12 protein-coding genes are annotated in these 19,846 nt (G+C 49.5%); 2 read left to right on the top strand and 10 right to left on the bottom strand.

The window, feature by feature from the left end; translation table 11 throughout:
• Position 1: 1 nt before the first annotated feature.
• Both J2Z70_RS27040 and J2Z70_RS27035 read right to left on the bottom strand, forming a co-directional pair.
• A complete protein-coding gene (locus J2Z70_RS27040) occupies positions 2–6,820 on the bottom strand; it encodes a hypothetical protein (RefSeq protein ID WP_209878286.1) in 6,819 nt (2,272 codons plus the stop codon).
• A 53-nt stretch (positions 6,821–6,873) separates the two neighbouring features.
• Complete coding sequence (locus J2Z70_RS27035) at positions 6,874–8,526, bottom strand: clostripain-related cysteine peptidase (protein ID WP_209878284.1); 1,653 nt, start codon at positions 8,524–8,526, stop codon at positions 6,874–6,876.
• A gap of 252 nt (positions 8,527–8,778) precedes the next feature.
• Between J2Z70_RS27035 and J2Z70_RS27030 the strand changes: the two genes are divergently transcribed.
• On the top strand, positions 8,779–9,756 hold the full coding sequence (locus J2Z70_RS27030) for a tRNA dihydrouridine synthase (RefSeq protein ID WP_036723195.1): 978 nt from the start codon (positions 8,779–8,781) through the stop codon (positions 9,754–9,756).
• Between the two features lie 143 nt (positions 9,757–9,899).
• Here J2Z70_RS27030 and groL read toward each other — a convergent pair whose 3' ends face one another.
• The 7 genes from groL to J2Z70_RS26995 form a co-directional block, all read right to left on the bottom strand.
• The gene (gene groL, locus J2Z70_RS27025) at positions 9,900–11,534 is read right to left on the bottom strand and encodes a chaperonin GroEL (protein WP_036723193.1); all 1,635 of its coding nucleotides are present in this window, start codon (positions 11,532–11,534) and stop codon (positions 9,900–9,902) included.
• A gap of 68 nt (positions 11,535–11,602) precedes the next feature.
• Positions 11,603–11,884, bottom strand: a complete 282-nt coding sequence (gene groES, locus J2Z70_RS27020) for a co-chaperone GroES (protein WP_036723192.1) — start codon at positions 11,882–11,884, stop codon at positions 11,603–11,605.
• Between the two features lie 324 nt (positions 11,885–12,208).
• The gene (gene tatC / locus J2Z70_RS27015; RefSeq protein ID WP_209878331.1) at positions 12,209–12,973 is read right to left on the bottom strand and encodes a twin-arginine translocase subunit TatC; all 765 of its coding nucleotides are present in this window, start codon (positions 12,971–12,973) and stop codon (positions 12,209–12,211) included.
• 102 nt (positions 12,974–13,075) lie between these two features.
• Complete coding sequence (gene tatA, locus J2Z70_RS27010; RefSeq protein WP_036723189.1) at positions 13,076–13,318, bottom strand: twin-arginine translocase TatA/TatE family subunit; 243 nt, start codon at positions 13,316–13,318, stop codon at positions 13,076–13,078.
• A gap of 131 nt (positions 13,319–13,449) precedes the next feature.
• Positions 13,450–13,935, bottom strand: a complete 486-nt coding sequence (locus J2Z70_RS27005; protein WP_036693720.1) for a MogA/MoaB family molybdenum cofactor biosynthesis protein — start codon at positions 13,933–13,935, stop codon at positions 13,450–13,452.
• Between the two features lie 91 nt (positions 13,936–14,026).
• Entirely contained in the window at positions 14,027–14,503 is a 477-nt protein-coding gene (moaC, locus tag J2Z70_RS27000) for a cyclic pyranopterin monophosphate synthase MoaC (protein WP_036723188.1), read from the bottom strand.
• Positions 14,494–15,156 carry a 5-formyltetrahydrofolate cyclo-ligase gene (locus J2Z70_RS26995; protein ID WP_209878282.1) on the bottom strand — a complete coding sequence of 221 codons (663 nt, stop codon included), beginning with the start codon at positions 15,154–15,156 and terminating at the stop codon, positions 14,494–14,496. Before J2Z70_RS26995 ends, moaC begins: the two co-directional genes overlap by 10 nt.
• A gap of 216 nt (positions 15,157–15,372) precedes the next feature.
• On the opposite strand from J2Z70_RS26995, the gene J2Z70_RS26990 reads away from it, so the two are divergent.
• Entirely contained in the window at positions 15,373–17,328 is a 1,956-nt protein-coding gene (locus J2Z70_RS26990; protein ID WP_209878280.1) for an ABC-F family ATP-binding cassette domain-containing protein, read from the top strand.
• Positions 17,329–18,256: 928 nt separating this feature from the next.
• Here the strand turns inward: J2Z70_RS26990 and J2Z70_RS26985 are convergent.
• Positions 18,257–19,819 carry a 2-isopropylmalate synthase gene (locus tag J2Z70_RS26985; protein WP_209878277.1) on the bottom strand — a complete coding sequence of 521 codons (1,563 nt, stop codon included), beginning with the start codon at positions 19,817–19,819 and terminating at the stop codon, positions 18,257–18,259.
• Between the last annotated feature and the right edge of the window lie 27 nt (positions 19,820–19,846).

Raw genomic sequence — 19,846 nt, 5'->3', positions numbered from 1 at the left:
CCTATTTCCCTCCTTGATTTGAGACATATACATGAATGTTGAAATAGTCGCGTTTATCCGTTTGGATATATACGGTGTACCAGCCGCTCGTAACATTATCGAGGGTATACACTCCGCTTTTCTCCCGAAGGACCGTACCTTTTGTTTTCATCTGACCTTGTGTTAAGACACCTTTTTCATAACGTGCATACGAGATCCCGGAAAAATTTTTCAATGAGATTTCAACTTTGTTGCCAAGAACCGACGCAGCATTGGAACTGTCTGGCATCACGCCGTTCACAAGGGCTATGGTGTCATACAGACCTACCAGGCGAACGGTTCGGCGAATAGTGGTCTGATTCCCTGCATCATCTCTTACCGTATAGTCGATATAGTACGGGTTCGAGCGGACAAATTCATTTGCCGAGATGTTGTCAGGGTTAAACACCCGTCCGCCTGATCCATAGCTTATGGTGACCCGGTTCGTCAGGTCCACCTTTTTACCCGCAACCATATCCCATGCTTCGAAGTCTAGAAGCTTGGACTTGTCATAGGCAATGGAGGCATCTTTTTTAGGCGTCATGCCTTCGATGAAGATTAGCTCTTCCCCATTTTTAAGTTTTAGCTCTGGGGGTGTTTTATCGATTAGACCAATGTCGACACCATACGAGGTATAGGTCCCTGTTCTTCCTTCAAGGTTGAAATTGTATAGTCCATTTTCTCTATAGTTCATTGACTTCTCTTGTTCCCAAGGATCGTTTCCGCCCACGAGTTTAGCATCTTTATCCGTGATTACCGTGACATTCACATTCTGGTTTGTTGCCGGGTTCTTGTCGATTCCCACAACATATCCTTCTTCTTTTCCAGAGGTGTCCACACCAACAACAATCTTGTTTTGATGATCCTTTTCCACCCATTCGCCGCTTTGGTTCTTTTCGAGATATTTGTATGTCCAGCGGACTTCCTTAACCCTTGGGCCGCCCACTTCAATGCCTTCAACCGTTACGAGAATTTTTTGCGTGATGCCTGTTTGGTCCCTAACTTGAAAGACGTGCTCCCCGTTAGTTTTAACGTTGATTACTGCCTCTTTATAGGACAGGGCATCGCCGGACTCGTCCTTCACTTCAGTCAGAAGTGCATGTTCATATCCACGATAAGAAACGGTAAGCTCTGTTAGTTTTCTAAGAATGTCCAGCGGAACGCCGTCACTGTCACGGATTTGGTCAAAGGTTACATTCACGCTCAGCTTATCTTCAGCTAATGTGGCAGTGGCTTTGATTTGCGGCGGTGTGGACACAATATTCGATATGGTAATCACTTCCTGTCCTTCGTTGCCATAGTCGTCAACAAAGAACATGGACACTGTACCATTTTTTCTAAAGCGAACAGCTTTTGTGCCGGGGATATGTACGATATCGCCCGCAGTTAGGCTTCCGGCAGGTTCTACACCAGTGACTGTAATCGTTTTGATATCCTTGCTGAACTGGGTCAACTCCACATTCACGCTTTGTGCAGTAATGGTGGCTGGAGGCGTGCTGTAAGTCCTTGCGATTGCAGTAGGCGCTACCTTGTTAATGTTTGAGACGGTGATCGGAGTCGTCCAACGGTTTCCAGCGTAGTCATAGGCTGTCACATTGTAAATTCCTGAGCTGTCCAGTTCAACGACATATTCATTCTCAAGCGGCTCCCCTTTGAAGGGATACACCACATCGCCTTTCTTCACCTCTGCGAATGCGATTTCACCTGAATCATCCGTTAAAGTGATCGTTGCAAAGATATTTTTGTTGGTCTTGGCCATATTCGATAACACATAGGATGTTTGTCCAATGGTGTTGTCAAACTGGTTATAGCTAACCGTATGAGAACCTGTGTTGCCCGATTGATCCCTAAACTCAAATGTGAAGGTGTTATTATCCTCAGTTAGAGTCCTTGAGAAGGCTGCGTTGTTGTTTGTCATCGAAAGAGTTTTTCCGCCTCCGGTAAACTTGAGCGTTGCCATAACCCTTCTATAGGCTTTTCCTTCTGTGATTGGAACCCAGTTCCCAAGATAGTTCTCGTAGCTGTATTCCACCGTGTAGTGCTTGTCTTGCGTAATTGGCGTTTTATCAATATTCAAGACGGTGACCGGCAGTACCGTTGCTATTCCGGCTTTGTTTGTCACTTTGAAATATACCGTTGCATTCTGCTCGAAGGTTTCGGTATGCGAAACAACAGAGTCAATGGGGCTGAAGCTTATGCCGTCATACGAACGTTCCAGTTTCAATATCCCGCTTTCCGGGTCATAGACAGACAGTGTTGCGGTAACATTTTGGTTGGTTGGCTCTGTGCTTGAATAGTCCACCTTGGCAACAGGTGCAGTTTCATCAACCACAGTAATGGCAACATATTCAGCTTCCATCCGGTCAGCTTCCATACCTTCTGCCGTGTATGACTCGAAATAAGCTGATTTTGTTGTTTTGCCGTCTCTTAGCGCTTCGAATACCAGCTTTGAATAAGCTGTTCTTCCTTCTTCTTCTGTAAATGAAGGGTCAGGAACACTTAGCTCTGTACTCAGTTCTAATCCGGATAACACAGCATTTTCAACAAAGAAATATTGTCCGGAATACTTTGGATCCGGAACGACAACATAATACAGCTTATCGCCCTGGTTATAGGATATAAACCCGCCGTTTTGGATCGTTTGACCATTTTTCTCTACATGACCTGAAATATCAAAGCCTGTAACGAAATTAACATCAGGCGTGAATTCTAGAACGCTATCCCTTCCAACTTCATCCTGAATATAGAGGCTGATTGTATTATTGTTTTGAATCACAACCTCGTAGTCCATTACGTAGTCAGCGGATGTTGTTAGAAGTCCTGTATACAGAAGGTTCGACCTTGCCATTTCACCCACAACATCACCCTCTACAGGTGCGTTAGGCATCACGGTGACTGGAACGTTAAAATAAACACTCACCGTTGCGGTGGTTTTTGTGGTTGCAGGGTTTGCGCTGACACTTACAATTGCTGCCTCCGCGTCAACCAGGTCCAGTTTTGAGTCAAAGAACACTTTTTCAGTCACATTTCCTGCTGTGTCTACAGCTTTGACCCCAATGGCATAGCTTCCACTAAGCCCCTTCAACTCAATGGAGTAGGTTCTCTGTTTGTTGCCTGCGCCATTAATGATTACCGGACTACTCTGCATTTCCACGGATGGGCTTGATTGAAACAACGCATAGTCCGCTTCGGTTAGAATATGGTTGTCTGCCGGGTCTTGAATAAGCGCGAATGAAACGGTTGTATCGTTCTTGTCTGACACTTCAACGGTAATCACACCATCTTGTCTTGCTCCTTTGGTCACGATGTTACTTGAAGCAAGTGCAGAGGGAGCTGACCGGTCAATGTTAGATACGGAAATAGGAACCAAAACATGATTTCCAAGCTCGTCAGACAGGGTCAGGTTTGTTGATATATTTTCGCTTACCGTTACTGTGAATGCACCGTCTGTATATGGAGAAACCGTGATTTTGTCTGCATCCTCTGGTGCAACTGTCAGTTTGCTAATCCCTGTCCCAGCATCACTTGCGATGATTGTTGCTGTCACGGAGGCGTTGGTTGGCTGAATGGTACTATAGTCTGGCAATTCAAAGGTTGGTGCCTGGCTATCATAAAGAATGGTGAGCGGCTTTGCTTCTGTTAAAAATTCAGGTTTGTCGTCCGCAGGAGCATTGATGAGTCCAAACTGGAAATAGATCGTGTTGACACCTTCTTGAAGCGGAACCGGTGTGTCGAGTGTAAATGCATAATTCCCGCCGGAATGGTTGCTCGCTGTAAACTCAGGAACTAAAGCGCCGTTATCTGTTGGCATGCCGTCCGTTGTTGCATAATATACCGGGTTTTGATATTTCAATGCGCTATCAGAAGTCCATGCTGCATGCGGTTCATTCAAAACAGCATAGACACTATAGGTTCCATCCGTTGTTGTACCCATTCCGTTTACAGTCTTTGACTCCGTAAATTTCAATGTGTCAATGATCGCAGCTTCTGACCTCATGCCAAAGTAGGGGGAAACCTTCTTGCTCTCTCGTCCATGCGGATCTTGTGCCACAACAACAATGCTGTACGCACCTGTTGGGAGTCCTGTTAGAGTCAAGGTCTGATTAACCTGTGCTATATTGTCACTGTCCAGCGTCAGAGTCAGCGGATAGTTGGGCATAGCTTCAATTCTGATCTCTGAGTCTGGCTTAGATAAATAGTAATATGCACTGGCAATTCCACTGCGATCTGTCACTTTCAAGTTAAACTGTTGTGATGATTTGAAATGATCGTGCTGACTTATTGCGGTATATTGAATCTCCGGGGAATAGGCGTCATACGTGTAGACTTGTGAAAATTCAACTGTGTTACCAGACTGTTTATTTTTCACACGATATTCCAGTATATATTTCCCGTCCATCAAAACTTTGGTTCCGCTAAGATTCGATTTTTCAGCTGCACCCACATCATCGCTTGATTCGTATACTCTAAATTTTTGCGTAAAGCTTTTGTCATTGCCAGGATCAGAAATCCACCGGTAACTCGTTTCAAAGTTTGGATTGCTTACGTCAAAGCTAATGTCAAAATACGGCTTTGGAAGACTGGAATCCTCCGTATGGAGGGTGTCGGCAACATTTCCATTGAAAATACTCACAGATTTTTTATAGTATCTGGAGGCTTGCTCGTTTCTAGAATCGTTCCCCAGTGAGTCTACTGTGAAATAATAGAGCGTTCCCTCAAAGTTGTCTCCTTTTGGAATGGATAGAATAGCAGTCGTGCTATCACCTTCTGAATCTACAAATGCCCACAGCCCTTGAGTTGAAGCAATTTCTTTGGAGGCAGGTTTAATTTGATCTATTGGCGTGTCAGGCGGCGCCGCAATTCCGTCTACAAAGGTATAATAAGTCCTTGACCAGCCGTTGTTGCTTTGCTCAAGGTCGTTCATTTCAAAGCGGTATTCATTTCTTTTGCGAAGCTGCGCATCTTGCGGATGTACAGTTTCATGTACGGTCACCCGCGGAGCCAGGTTGTCGATTTTGATATTTTCAATTTCTGCATATCCGGCATCTCCGCCCAGCGGATTGTCAGCTTGATCCCATCCATACAGACGAAGCTTAAATTCGCCTTCCGTAGGGTCGATTGGACTTAGCTTTATGCTGACGCCATTGATAACCTGCGTGTTAATAGGTGCAGTAACTCTTGTTCTGTTTCCTGTACCGTCAAAGTTTGTTATTCTTGTCACGGCCGGTTCATAGGAATCGCCGGTTTTCTTGTACAGCTCATAATTCAAATAGTTTTGATTCGACTCGTTGTGGGCGACATTTCCCTCTGGATAGAGTGTTTCGCTGGCAACCATATAAAATTCATGCAGCTTTTTGATGTTGTTTTGAATGGAATTTTCCCCCACCAGGTCATTTCCATTTTTATCGGTCACTCTTACAGTTGGTGTTTTTGTGTCCACTTTATGAGTTGAGAAATAAAAGCTTTGTGATGTCGGTGATTCTGGAGTTGGATTCTCTAAATAATAGGCCTGAGCGCGCCCCTTTTTCATAAGATAGGTAGATACGTTGTTAAGCTGAAGCCTTATGCCCTCGCTTTCAACTGCGCTAACATCCAGCGGCACTTGTCCGGTAAACTGAAGTTTGCCGTTTGGTTTGCCGTCATTGCCCTGCAGTTTGGTCATGGTAAGGTCGGCAAGCGGTGTTTCCGTACTGTTGCCAAGATATAACACAGGCGTTGCCTGAAAGTTTGTGATGAGCTCCGTTTTAATTTCTTGCGTCATAGCTTTTTTATGAATGGAAACCGCTTCAACTGTGATGTTAACATCTGTAAATTTACGATTCAGATACCGGTTGTCCTGGCTCGGCGAATAGGTAACCGTCTGATTGATATCGGGGTTGCCGAGGTTATATATACTACGATAGAACGTATAAGTTACATCTTTATAATAGTAATTCTCTTGCCCTATCTTTGTTGTTAAATAGGTTTTAACCTCGGGATCGCCTGAGCTTGTATGGGCAAAGGTCCCCCCGAGGCTTTCAGCATTGGTAGACTGGGCAAGCAGCGCCACCCTGTAGGTTAGCGAAATCTCTGCTTTGTTCTGTGCAACCATTTGATCGTGAAGCTTCTTGCGGTCAATATTGAGCTGAAACGTTTTTGTTTTTGTAGGCTCCTCAAATGTTAACCAATCCCTGCCTACAGCGTCATCCGAAACAGAATAGCTGAATACAGGAGCATCCTCATATTGCATGATGTCATAGTAACCATATTGATCTCTGACATATTTGTTCCACTCTGCATGTTCTGAGCCTGCCGAATTCGCATCCAGGTAGAACTCCCCGCCGAGCTCATCAACATAGCCTATATCGGTGAATTTTCTTTTGGTTACGTCCGAAATGTCACGGTAAAGTCTGCCCTGGTCTCTTGTCCAGGAATCTATTTTAATGGTCTGTACCTTAGCCGGATTGGTATTCCCCTCAAGATAGGGAAGATACAAATCCACAGATTTACCGTACCAGTCATCACTGCCCACCAGCCAAAAAACGAGCTCATTCATTCTCCATGGTGGAATATTTTCCATTTTAAAGGTATGTCTTATATCAGACCAAGCGGGAGCTCCGCCAAAATTTGCTGCATAATCAGAGGCTGGTCCAGATTCATAGGTACTCACGCCCATGTAAATATCATCACCTGTTCCGCCGTCATCGTTTCCTCCTGTTTTCACACCAAACTCATAATTGTACTCTGTTGCTACATTCGCATAAACAGGCGTTACTGATGCGAGAAGCGATAGTACCAGCATCAAGCTTAAAATCTTCTTCATAAAATACCTCCTCGTTATAAGACCACATTCTGGACAACGATCAGCCTTTACAGCTAATTTCCGCTGCAAATAATTTCTATGTATTTTGAGCTAAGACCAATGGCTTGTAGCTCTTGTTTCATTTGATGGGTGAGTTCGATTTTTTGGTTAGGGACATATACAGCTACACCGTTGCGGTGGTTATAGCCTGCTGAATTTCTTACTTCGAAGGAAAGTGCTTGGGCGGCAGCGGTGACTTCTGATGATTGGCCCATGATCTCTATAAGATCGTATTGATCCAATATCCCTTCGTTTTTGCCTAACAGCTCTGATCGTTTTGCAAGGTCTGTTAGTGGGCGGTCAAACTCTGCGTGTTCTATGGCCTTAACCAAGGATTCAGCCTGAGACAGCTTCATCATGGACATGGTTGTTTGCATCTTAGCTTCCATCCCCGAATGAAGGGTAAAAGAATCTAAAATTAACCGCCCTATTCTTTCCGTGCTGATCTGCGGGTTTCGCTCTAGCGCACCTATCCATGTGGTATAATACAAGCCTGCTGCGGGGGTTGAATCTTCAGAAGCTATGAGATATTTGCCCTGATCTCTAAGAGCATAGGCAGTTTCAACGGTGCCCATAAGACATGCATCAAAGACGATTAAGTCGAAATACAGATCTGATGAACCGATTGCTTTGGAAAGCTCCGAAACCTTCATCGTTTTCCGTTCGTTTAACTCGTCTGCGCCAAATCCGCCCATTGTTCCATACCCATGGTCCCATAGAATCAGGATATAACGCTCACTTGGTGCAACGGTTTTACCCCAAACAAGAAAATCCCTTAGTGTTTTAGGGTCTGATGCGGCAGTTTGGATATGACTTTCGTGCTTTTGAAGTTGTCCATGGCTAACCTGAAAGCGTTCCGCTGCTCCATCAGCCATATATTTGTTGTGATAGTTGAGCGTTCCGCCTGTTTGAATCAGGATTTTCGTATTTTGGTTTGGCTGACCACGTAAAATTTCTTCCAAATCATCGGTTAGCCGGCCTTGCTGAGATTCAAGATCAGAACCAACCGCATAGATTAAAATCGTCGCTCCATCCAGATTTTTATCCTGCTCCCAAAGTGCCCTTGCCTCTTTTAATTGTTGCGTGGTGAAGACATCTGTTGCACTAAGGGTTTGACCTAGCGTGGCAAGTTGGTTTTTGGATCTTGTATTTAGAACATAACTGCTTATTTTTGCAAGAGTTCCCCGATTGAATTCGCGTTCTTTGGTAAGGTCTATTCCTAGAACTATGGAGGCGAAAGAAACCGCAGTTTCATAGGTGAAGTCGCCCTTGGTTTCTGAATATCCCAACACCCTTAATACCATTGAACAATATTGGTTAAGAGAGATGGGCCGGTCACCGCCAAAACGAAACTCATCAATTCCATTAACTACACCCTTGGTATAGGCATACGACACGTAGCGGCCTTCCCACCCAGTATCAGTGAATGGATTTTTGTAGGTGCTTTCCAGGACCTCTTTCTCCTTCCCCCACAGACGCAGCATCATTACAAGGGATTCTGCCCGGGTAGGCACCCGCGACAGTTCATATCCATGCTCCGTTCCACTGAACAATCCCAAGCGATTAAGTCCTTCTGCATAGTTGGAGCTTTGTGCCGCTGCTGATGCTGATGGAGTTGTTGCGAGAAGAAAGATTAAAAAAATGATAAAACCTCGGATTTTCCCCATCAAGTTCCGGCCTTTCAATTTGAAATCCTATCAAGCTATTACTCTATCATGGCGGATTAACCCCTGTGTGAAAGTTAAAGAAATCTTTAAGTTCTCACTTGCCGCTCGACTTTGGCAGACACCACAAATGTGTCCGTCGCTCACACCATTGATTCTGTGCATCAAACGAAAAATAATGATACTATGTATGATGGGTAAAAAACTTTGCTATAGACTATATCGTTTTTATATGTTGCAACAGGAGAAGATAATATGCGTAACGAACCAAACTTTTGGCTGGATTTACCGAAACCGTTTTTTATATTAGCTCCAATGGAAGACGTCACAGATATAGTATTTCGTCACGTCATTAGTGAAGCTGCAAAGCCTGACGTGTTTTTCACAGAATTCACAAGCGCAGAAAATTATTGTCACCCTGTTGGAAAAGAAAATGTAGGTGGCCGGTTAATGTTCACAGCTGATGAGCAGCCGATTGTCGCTCATATTTGGGGCAATAAACCTGCACTTTTTGAACAGATGAGTATTGATATGAAAAAACTTGGTTTTCGTGGTATCGATATAAACATGGGGTGCCCAGCACAAAACGCCGCAGCCAGTGGAAAAGGGGCCGGATTAATACGCCATCCTGAAGTTGCAGCAGAAATTATTCAAGCAGCAAAAGCAGGTGGATTGCCGGTTAGTGTTAAAACAAGATTAGGTTACTCTAAAATTGATGAGTGGCGCGATTGGTTAGGACATATATTGAAACAAGATATTGCGAATCTTTCCATTCACCTTCGTACCAAAAAAGAAAAGAGTAAAGTAGCTGCACACTGGGAACTAATTCCTGAAATAAAAAAATTGCGCGATGAAATTGCCCCAAATACGTTGTTAACCATTAATGGAGATATTCCGGACCGCGCAACAGGATTAAAAATAGTTGAACAATACGGCGTTGATGGTATCATGATTGGCCGCGGCATTTTCACTAATCCATTTGCTTTTGAGAAAGACTCTAAAGAACATAGCGCGAAGGATTTTCTCAATTTACTTCTTTTACAGTTGGATCTTCACGATAAATATTCAACAGAAACCCTGCCACGTTCATTTAGACCCCTTCTTCGCTATTTCAAAATCTATGTTCGTGGATTTAGTGGCGCAGGCGAACTAAGAGACCAATTAATGGAAACCACTTCAACAGACGAAGTGCGTCGTTTAGTAAAACCTCTTTTAGATCAAGAATTAGATTGAAGAATATTAAAGATATGAGCTACGAAAAAGAGACTTCCCACAAGTTCAATGAACTCATAGGAAGTCTCTTATTTTTGCATCATGTGCTCAAACGGTGTTTCCTTCTCAGGAAACCCTTGATGCATAAGGGTTTGTCACCCTTATTACATCATGCCGCCCATACCGCCCATGCCGCCCATATCTGGCATTCCGCCACCAGCAGCGGCTGGTTCTGGCTTGTCAGCGATAACCGCTTCAGTGGTCAGGAACATAGCAGCTACGGAAGCCGCGTTCTGCAGAGCATAACGGGTTACCTTAGCTGGGTCAACGATCCCTGCTTCGAACATGTTAACCCACTCATCGGTAGCAGCGTTGTAGCCGATGCCGATCGCTTCTTTTTTCAGACGGTCCACGATAACGGAACCTTCCTGGCCTGCGTTAGCAGCGATGGTACGAACAGGCTCTTCCAGTGCGCGCAGCACGAGGTTCACACCAGTTCTTTCGTCGCCTTCAGCTACAACAGCAGCTACAGCAGCATATACGTTCACAAGAGCTGTACCCCCACCGGATACGATACCTTCTTCAACCGCAGCGCGGGTTGCGTTCAAGGCATCTTCGATGCGGAGCTTGCGCTCTTTCAGTTCAGTTTCAGTAGCAGCACCGACTTTGACAACGGCTACGCCGCCAGCCAATTTAGCCAGACGCTCCTGCAGTTTTTCTTTGTCGAACTCGGAAGTGGTTTCTTCCAGCTGGGAACGGATTTGGCTAACGCGTGCATTGATGTCCGCTTTGTCGCCGCTTCCGTCTACAATTGTAGTGTTTTCTTTGGTTACGCGCACTTGACGGGCGTTACCCAGTTGCTCGATAGAAGTGCTCTTGAGATCCAGTCCAAGCTTCTCAGTGATCACTTGGCCGCCTGTCAGAGCAGCGATATCCTGCAGCATAGCTTCACGGCGGTCGCCGAATCCAGGAGCCTTAACCGCTACTGCATTGAACGTTCCGCGCAGCTTGTTCACGATCAGCATCGCCTGAGCTTCGCCTTCGATGTCTTCAGCGATGATTACCAGCGGACGCGCCTGTTGAACGATCTTCTCCAAGAGTGGAAGAATTTCTTGAGTGCTGCTGATTTTCTTGTCTGTAATCAGGATGTACGGGTTCTCCAGAACGGCTTCCATCTTGTCCGTATCGGTGATCATGTACGGGGAGATGTAACCACGGTCGAACTGCATACCTTCAACCACTTCAAGCTCTGTCAGGAATCCGCGGGATTCTTCAACGGTGATAACGCCGTCCTTGCCCACTTTTTCCATAGCTTCAGCAATCAGTTGGCCCACTTCTTCGTCAGCAGCGGAGATTGCAGCTACTTGTGCGATCGCTTGGGAATCCACAATCGGCTTAGCGATATTCTGCAGTTCAGCGACAGCAGCCTTCACTGCTTTGTCGATCCCTTTACGCATAACCATCGGGTTAGCGCCTGCAGTTACGTTCTTCAGACCTTCGCGGATCATAGCCTGAGCCAGAACCGTTGCAGTTGTAGTACCGTCACCAGCCACATCGTTAGTCTTGGTAGCTACTTCTTTAACGAGCTGTGCGCCCATGTTCTCGAAGGCATCTTCGAGTTCGATTTCCTTGGCGATGGTTACACCGTCATTCGTGATCAGCGGGCTGCCGAATTTCTTCTCCAGTACCACGTTGCGGCCTTTTGGACCCAGTGTAACTTTTACTGCATTTGCCAAAGCGTCAACCCCGCGCAGCATTGCACGGCGAGCATCTTCACTGAACTTAATTTCTTTTGCCATTGTATAGTTAACCTCCTAATATAATTTGTGAATGTATTCTGAATCTGAATTATGAGAGACGCTTAAGACTAGTCAAGAATAGCGTGAATGTCGCTTTCTTTCATAATCAGATATTCTTTGCCTTCGTATTTGATTTCAGTTCCGGCATATTTCGAGAAAAGCACACGGTCGCCTTCTTTCACTTCCAGCGCTACACGGACTCCGTCTTTCAAAGCTCCGCTGCCTACAGCGATAATAGTACCTTCTTGCGGCTTCTCTTTGGAAGAGTCCGGAAGCACGATCCCGAAAGAAGTGGTTTCCTGTTGCTCGCTTGGTTCTACCAATACGCGTTCACCTAGTGGTTTAATCATGAAAAAATAGCCTCCTTTGAAATTATGTGATTTGCCTTGAAAACATAGATTAAGCTGCGGGGATCTGCCGTCAGGGCGGCAATATAGCGGATCAGCATCTTGATAAGGGATGTTGCTCCGGCTATTCCCGGTTTTTTCGCAGCGTTAGCACTCAACCCTCTGTAGTGCTAACAACAATTTTTATGATACTCAACTTGAAGGCGAATTTCAAGTCCTTTTACGTAAAATCGTATTTGTTTTTGCCAAAATTATGGTTTCAGCGCTTGTCCGGCACACACTCTCCTACATTCTATCCAGCAAGGGGCATATTATGCCCCCTTCCCACTAATCTGCCTTCACATACCGCGACTCCCGCTTAGCGTCCTCAGCCAATTGCCTGCGGTAGACGAATGCGGACAGAAACACACTGAATTCATACAGCACCAGCAGCGGAATCGTCACCAGAAAGTCCGAGATGAAATCAGGCGGTGTAATGACCACGGCAATGAACACCAGCGCAAAATAAGCATACCGGCGCATCTTGCGCAGACGCAACGGATTCAGCACTCTAAGCTTGGTCAGGAACATGACAATCAGCGGCAGCTCGAAGAGCAGGGCCAGCGGAATCACCAGGCTGAACAGGAAGTTGAAGTATTCAGCGATGCCGTAGGTCTCCTCAAGCCCCATGCTCCGCGTAATCGAGATGGTGAAGGATAAGGCCATAGGGAACACTATGTAATAGGCAAAAGCAATACCGGCAATAAACAACACAAACACATAAGGCACATAACGCAGGGCAGCGCTCCGCTCCACAGGCCGCAGGCCGGGGCTGATGAACGCCCATAGCTGGAAGACGATAAACGGCACGGAGAAGACCAGCGAAACCGCCATAGCGATCTTCATATACATCCCGATTCCATCCCAGAAGGAGAACGCATGCAGGACGAAGCCCTGCGCAGCATCGGCGCTGATCAGGTACAGATAGATTGGCTTGGCGACGAATAAGCCGAGCACAAGTCCTGCTACGAACACGATCAGCACGTAGATAAGACGTCTGCGCAGCTCCGTCAGATGATCGACGAGGGACATTTCTTCCGCTTCCAGAGACATGACTGACACCACCCGGATTGACATTTTTTCATCTTCAAAAAAAGGGCGCCGCCCCGGTCTAAAGCAGACCTGGGAAAGACGCCCTGCGTGGGAACCTTAAAATTATTCCGGCAGACGGCGGTCCTGCGGAAGTTCTGCTGCTGCCGTCTGCGCAGCCGCAGGGGCAACAGTCTCGCTCCGCTTGGCCGCTTCCGGCTCGTTCACAATCTCCCGAGCACCGTCCTTGAATTCACGGAAGGTACGCCCGACTGCCCGCCCCAGCTCAGGAAGCTTATTGGGACCGAAGAGCAGCAATGCCAAGATAACCAACAAGATAATTCCGGGTGTGCCAATACCACCTAACATACCGGTTTCCTCCCATCCTTCTGTCCGTTCATGACAATAGTTAACGATAAAATAATAATACCATAACTTATATCACACATCCATTGTGTATCCTGAACGATTTAGACAAAAGTGAAGAGAGCAGAGTCCGATTACTGACGGTATTGTCCCGTAACCATTAGCAGAGCTTCCGGAAGCTGATCCATAATCGCCGCCAGATTCTCATGTACCCCCTTCGGGGTACCGGGCAGATTGACAATCAGAGTTCTTCCGCGGATGCCGCAGATTCCCCGGAACAGCATAGCTGCGCGGTTCTTCTGCATCACCGTACTGCGCATCGCCTCGGAGAGTCCGGGCACTTCGCGTTCAATGACCCGCCGCGTCGCTTCCGGCGTAACATCGCGGATGGCCAGATCGGTTCCGCCGGTTGTCAGCACCAGATCCGCCTGGAAATAATCCGTAAGCTCAATCAATGCAGCAATAATCTCATCCTGCTCATCAGGCACGATCCGGTATTCAATGATCTCGCCGCCCAGCTCCTCCTCCACCAGCTCCCGAATCACCTGGGCGCTCGTGTCTTCCCGTTCGCCCCTGGCCCCTTTATCGCTGGCCGTCAGGATTGCTGTTTTCCACGCCATAGGTTGTCCCTCCCTCTCTATGTACTATGTATATCCGGCTGCTGAAGCAGCTGCCGCTGCGCCTTCGGCTGTATCATTCCCTGCTGCTGCTCTATTCTGCTTCCAGCGCGTAATCCCCATTCTTGCCGCCGCTCTTGGACACCAGCATCGTAGGTCCGATAATCATGTCCTTCTGCAGCGCCTTGCACATATCATATACGGTCAGCGCCGCTGCCGATACGGCAGTCAGCGCCTCCATCTCCACCCCGGTCTTGCCGGTAGTGCTGACGGTTGCTTCTATATATAGTTCATCTTTGTTGTTATCCATGAAGCGGATATCCACTCCGGTAAGCGGCAGCGGGTGGCACATGGGAATCCAGCTTGCGGTCTGCTTCGCCGCCATGATTCCTGCAACCTGAGCTACCGCTAGCACATCGCCCTTGCGGACCGTTCCCGCCTTAATGGCGCTCAGCGTCTCCGGGGCCATATGCACCTGGCTTCTGGCTGCCGCTGTCCGCCTGGTAACTTCCTTGTCGCTCACATCCACCATGCGGGCTCTGCCCTGCTCGTTGAAATGAGTTAATTCCATGCAGCCCTCTCCTTCCGGCAATCCATGATGCCGTTCTCCGTAATCAGCAGATCCATTAAGGCATCATGCTCCTCAAGCGGTACTTCCGGTACCAGCTGGAGGCCGTAGGCCAGACCAATCCACATAGGCTTGGCAGCCGTACCGGGGACTCCGGCCTCCAGGGCAGTGCGCAAGCGGTCATAATAACCGCGTCCGTAGCCGAGGCGGCCGCCCCGCCGGTCAAAGGCCAGTCCGGGCACGAAGATGACCTCCGGGCAGCCGGTTCCACGTCCTGCTTGCGCGAGGGCTCCGGCAAGAGCAGCACTCCCGGCTGGCGGCTCCATGATCCCGTAGGTTCCAGGGACAAGCTCATCCCAGGAGCTTACCTGGTGAAGGCTTAAGTCCCCGCTCTCCCGGTTAACGCGGGGAAGCAGCACCTTATGCCCTTCCGCCCATGCCGCCGTAAGAAGCGGACGGCAGTCCAACTCGGAGCGAAACGGCGCATACGCAAGCAGTGAAGCTGCGCCTTCCTGTGAGAACCAGCTCCAGGCATGGGCGCACACCCGGGCGGATAACAGCTCCCGCTGCTCCACGGGCAAGGCATCGCGGAGCGCGGTATTCCCGGTGCGAAGCTCGCGCTTCCGCCCGGCAAGCTGCATGCTGTGCTCCTGCATAGGCAGCCTCCTCCTTCACTTGTTCCTAGCTTATCATAGTTTGTAAGCTCAGTTTACCACTCTTCTCACCGGTTCGCCAAGGTTGATTCATTCCCCTTGTTAGAAGAATGAACCTCGCACGCCCCACCTTTTTCATGTAAACTGGAGAATAAGATTAGACAATCGCCTGGGCGCAAGCCGCCGGGGCCAATTTGCAAGGGCGGAGGTTTCATCAGAATGCTTCTTCAAGCGACAGGAATTACGAAATCATACGGTATACAAAGCGTGCTGGACGGCATTAGCCTAATGGTGAACGAGAGGGAGAGAGTCGGGCTGGTTGGCGTCAACGGGGCAGGCAAATCGACCTTTCTGCAGATTCTCGCGGGTGAGATGTCTTATGACAGCGGACAAATTCATAAGTCTAAAGAGACTACGATTGGCTATCTGGCCCAGAACAGCGGCCTGCAGTCGGATAACACCATACAGGAAGAGATGCTCGCGGTATTTGCGCCGCTGCTGGAGGCAGAGGCCGAGCTGCGGCAGCTGGAGACGGATATCGCCGATCCGGCACTTGCCGAAGATCCGAAGCGTTATGAGGATCTGCTGGAGCGCTATGCCAGACGCTCCGACTGGTTCAAGGATCACGGCGGCTATGAGATCAATACGCGTATCCGCAGCGTGCTGCATGGGATGGGCTTCGGAGAGTTCGCACCGGATACTCCGATCTCAACGTTAAGCGGAGGCCAGAAGACACGTCTGGCACTGGCCCGCATTCTGCTTCAAGCCCCTGATCTGCTCATGCTCGATGAGCCGACCAACCATCTGGACATTGAGACGCTCACCTGGCTGGAGGATTATTTGCGCGGCTACGCAGGCGGTATTCTGGTCGTATCCCATGACCGGTATTTCCTCGACCGCCTGGTGACGACCATTGTGGAGATTGAGCGGCACCAATCGCGCAGATACACAGGTAACTACAGCCGTTATATGGAGCTGAAGGCTGCGGAATACGAGATTCGTATGAAGCAGTATGAGAAGCAGCAGGACGAAATTTCGCGGATGGAGGATTTCGTGCAGCGCAACATTGTCCGGGCCTCCACCACCAAGCGGGCACAGAGCCGCCGCAAGGCGCTCGACAAAATGGAGCGCATCGACAAGCCACTGGGCGACCTGAAGAAGGCCAGCTTCTCCTTCGAGCCTGACTTCATGTCCGGCAAGGAAGTGCTGCAGGTCCGGGAGGTCGCAGTCTCTTTCAGTCCTGAGGCTGCACCGCTCTTCCGCAATGCCTCCTTCGAGCTGCGGCGCGGCGAGACAGCGGCGCTGATCGGACCAAACGGGATCGGGAAGTCCACACTGCTGCAATGCATGACTGGCACCCGCGAGCCTTCCCGCGGAACCGTGAACTGGGGAACCAAGGTGAAGATCGCCTACTACGACCAGGAGCAGACCCGGCTGAATCCGCGCAATACTGTGCTGGAGGAGCTGTGGAGTGAATATCCGATGCTGGAGGAAGCCAGAATCCGTACGATTCTCGGCAACTTCTTGTTCAGCGGCGAGGATGTGCTTAAGAAGGTAGCTGCGCTGAGCGGCGGCGAGAAGGCCCGGGTGGCCCTGTCCAAGCTAATGCTTCGCGGAGCCAATATGCTGATTCTCGATGAGCCTACCAACCATTTGGATCTCGTCAGCCGTGAGGTGCTCGAATCGGCCCTGATCGATTTTGAAGGCACCCTGCTGTTCATTTCCCATGACCGTTATTTCCTCAACAAGATGGCTGAACGGGTACTGGAGCTGCACCCGGACGGAATTGATCAGTATTTGGGCAATTATGACGACTATATCGAGAAAAAGCTCGAGCTCAAGGCGATTGCCGAAGAGGAAGCCGAGCTTGCCGCCGCCAAGTCCTCCCGCAGTGCCGACAACGAAGCGGTATCCGCCGAGAAAGGAAGCTCCCTCTCCTATGAGGCGGAGAAGCAGGCCAAACGCGAGGAGCGGAACCGCCAGCGCCGCATCTCCGAACTGGAGGAGAATATCGCGAAGCTGGAGGAAGCCATCGCAGGGATTGAGCATGAAATGACTAAGCCTGAGGTGTATCAGGATTATATGGCGCTTCAGGAGCAGGAAAGTGAGCTTAAGGACAAAAAACGCGAGCTGGGAGATTTATTTAGCGAATGGGAGAAACTGGCTGAGGAATAATGTAAAGGCGCATCAAAAAAAATTTTAACAGTTTCCAATTTGTTCAAATCTAGTTATCCACAGGCTCATCCACAGTTTCCGTGCATAACTATCGTCTAAAATTAGCCCTTCGGGGCTTTTTTCATGCGTAAAATGGCTACTTTGCTTGTCAAGGACTTTTTATCCACCGAATTATCCACATTATCCACAATTCTCACAATTTTGTTTCATAGCATAACCTCCTGTTTATGGTGCTCGCAAAAAAGGCGTTATTGCTGATTTTACACGGTTTTTACACAACTCGTGCGGAATATGTGGATAACGTTGTCCACAGGTTGACAAATGCCGCAAGTGGCAAAAATCATGTTAGGTTTAGGCGATGTGTACGTTCACTTGTGCGCCATCCGGCCCACGCTCCCAGGCAACGCCGAATGTGGTCGGTTTTTCGACTACATTTGGCTCGCGTACCCTCATTCGGCGCATTGTGGCCGGTTTTTCGACTACATTTGGTTCGCGTACCCTCATCCGGTGTATTGTGGTCGGTTTTTCGACTACAATTGGCTCGCGTACCCTCATCCGGCGCATTGTGGTCGGTTTTTCGACTACATTTGGCTCGCGCACCCTCATCCGGCGCATTGTGGTCGGTTTTTCGACTACATTTGGTTCGCGTACCCTCATCCGGTGTATTGTGGTCGGTTTTTCGACCACATTTGGCTCGCGTACCCTCATCCGGCGCATTGTGGTCGGTTTTTCGACTACAATGGGCTCGGAAGCCGTCGCGGCATATAATGTGTTCGGTTTTTCGACTACAATCGGCCATACGCCGCTTTGCCACCCCTGACAGCAAAAATGCCCCTGCCGATGTCGGTGACATGGCAGAGGCATCCGGTCCTTGAAAAGCGTTGAACCCGCGCCGGTAACTTCGCTCTGTTCTTGGGTCTCTAGCTTTTTAGCTATTCACCGCCGAGCCGGGAGAGGGCATCTCCGATTCCGACAGCAGTGCCGCATTACAAGCGGCGATGTAAGCAATGCCTGCGGCCATCACGATATCGTGATGGATGGCCGTGCCCCGGAACTTGGTGTCCTTCCACTCCACCATGACGGCGGCCTCGGCCTGGGCATTCCCGCCGCTGCCGAGGGAATGCAGCTCCAGCCCGTCGAAGCGGATATCCTCGGCAATCCCTTGCCCTATAGCGGCAATGATTGCTTCCAGCGGACCGTCTCCGGTGCTGGTCTGGGTCGTCTCTGCGCCGCTCTGCAGATGGCGCACTGTCACTGCGGCCACGCGGCGCGGCGCGCTGCCGGCCAGGACCTGGACCTCGCCGAGCGCATAGATCTGCGCCTGCTGTCCTGTGGTGCTGCTGACCATCCGCAGCAGCTCATCATCGCTGACAGCCTTCTGGCGGTCAGCCGTCTCCTTGAAGGATTCGTAGAGCGCGTCCAGCTCCGCCGAATCCAGGGCAATGCCGTACTTCGCAGCGCGGTCCTTCAGCGCATGCCTGCCGGAATGCTTGCCGAGGATAATCATGCTGCGCGGGATGCCCAGCCGCTCCGGGTCCATAATCTCGTAGGTGCTGCGGTCCTTCAGCAGGCCGTCCTGATGGATGCCGGATTCATGCTGGAAGGCATTGCGCCCGACCACCGGCTTGTTGAAGGCAATCGGGAAATGCATCGCCCCGCTGATCATCCGTGAGGTGTCATACAGCTTATCCAGCACGATTCCAGTCTCGGCGCCGATAGAGTCTCCGCGTGTCTCCAGCGCCATGACCAGCTCCTCCAGCGCACAGTTGCCGGTCCGCTCGCCCACTCCGTTGACCGTAACCTCAATCTGTGTGGCGCCGCCTTCAATGGCCGCCAGGCTGTTCGCTACGGCGAGGCCCAGATCGTTGTGGCAGTGGGCGCTGTAGATGACCTTGTCTCCGCCCCTGGCCCCAAGCCGCACACGCCGGAACATCTCTCCGTATTCCTGAGGCAGCGCATAACCTACCGTATCCGGCAGATTGATAATCGAAGCGCCCTCTTCAATCACCGCCTCGACCATCTCGATCAGATCGTCGATGCCCGTCCGCGCAGCGTCCATTGCAGTGAACTCTACCACATCGCAGAACTGGCGGGCATAAGCCGTCATCTCTCTGGCAACCGCTACAACCTCAGGGCGGCTCATGCGCAGCTGATGTCGCAGATGGATGTCGGAGGAGGAGATGAACAGATGAATCCGCCGCCGCGCGGCATCCCGGGTGGCCCGTACAGCAGCATCGATATCCCCCTTGACTGCACGTGCGAAGCCGCAGATCTCCACGCCCTGAATGTTACGGGAGATCGTCTCCACCGCAGCGAAATCCCCCGGACTGGATACAGGGAATCCCGGCTCCATGACATCCACTCTCAGGTCCGCCAGCTTGCCGGCCAGAATAATCTTTTGCTCAGGGGTAAGACTGGCTCCCGGGGCCTGCTCCCCGTCACGCAGCGTCGTGTCAAAAATCTGAATTCGTTTCTTTACCGGAATAATCATTGTAATTCCTCCTCAAATTAGGTTTAT

The organism is Paenibacillus silagei (assembly GCF_017874735.1).
GTDB lineage: Bacteria > Bacillota > Bacilli > Paenibacillales > Paenibacillaceae > Paenibacillus_AQ > Paenibacillus_AQ silagei.
The sequence above is the reverse complement of the archived record's forward strand: the minus strand, read 5'-3'. Positions and strand labels throughout refer to the sequence as shown.

Bases quoted from the DNA above. Each gene is read 5' to 3' on its own strand.
- tatC (WP_209878331.1), bottom strand. From the start codon at position 12,973: ATGTCTCTGGAAGCGGAAGAAATGTCCCTCGTCGATCATCTGACGGAG.
- tatA (WP_036723189.1), bottom strand. From the start codon at position 13,318: ATGTTAGGTGGTATTGGCACACCCGGAATTATCTTGTTGGTTATCTTG.
- J2Z70_RS27035 (WP_209878284.1), bottom strand. From the start codon at position 8,526: ATGGGGAAAATCCGAGGTTTTATCATTTTTTTAATCTTTCTTCTCGCA.
- J2Z70_RS26985 (WP_209878277.1), bottom strand. From the start codon at position 19,819: ATGATTATTCCGGTAAAGAAACGAATTCAGATTTTTGACACGACGCTG.
- J2Z70_RS27005 (WP_036693720.1), bottom strand. From the start codon at position 13,935: ATGGCGTGGAAAACAGCAATCCTGACGGCCAGCGATAAAGGGGCCAGG.
- groES (WP_036723192.1), bottom strand. From the start codon at position 11,884: ATGATTAAACCACTAGGTGAACGCGTATTGGTAGAACCAAGCGAGCAA.
- J2Z70_RS27030 (WP_036723195.1), top strand. From the start codon at position 8,779: ATGCGTAACGAACCAAACTTTTGGCTGGATTTACCGAAACCGTTTTTT.
- J2Z70_RS27040 (WP_209878286.1), bottom strand. From the start codon at position 6,820: ATGAAGAAGATTTTAAGCTTGATGCTGGTACTATCGCTTCTCGCATCA.
- groL (WP_036723193.1), bottom strand. From the start codon at position 11,534: ATGGCAAAAGAAATTAAGTTCAGTGAAGATGCTCGCCGTGCAATGCTG.
- J2Z70_RS26990 (WP_209878280.1), top strand. From the start codon at position 15,373: ATGCTTCTTCAAGCGACAGGAATTACGAAATCATACGGTATACAAAGC.
- J2Z70_RS26995 (WP_209878282.1), bottom strand. From the start codon at position 15,156: ATGCAGGAGCACAGCATGCAGCTTGCCGGGCGGAAGCGCGAGCTTCGC.
- moaC (WP_036723188.1), bottom strand. From the start codon at position 14,503: ATGGAATTAACTCATTTCAACGAGCAGGGCAGAGCCCGCATGGTGGAT.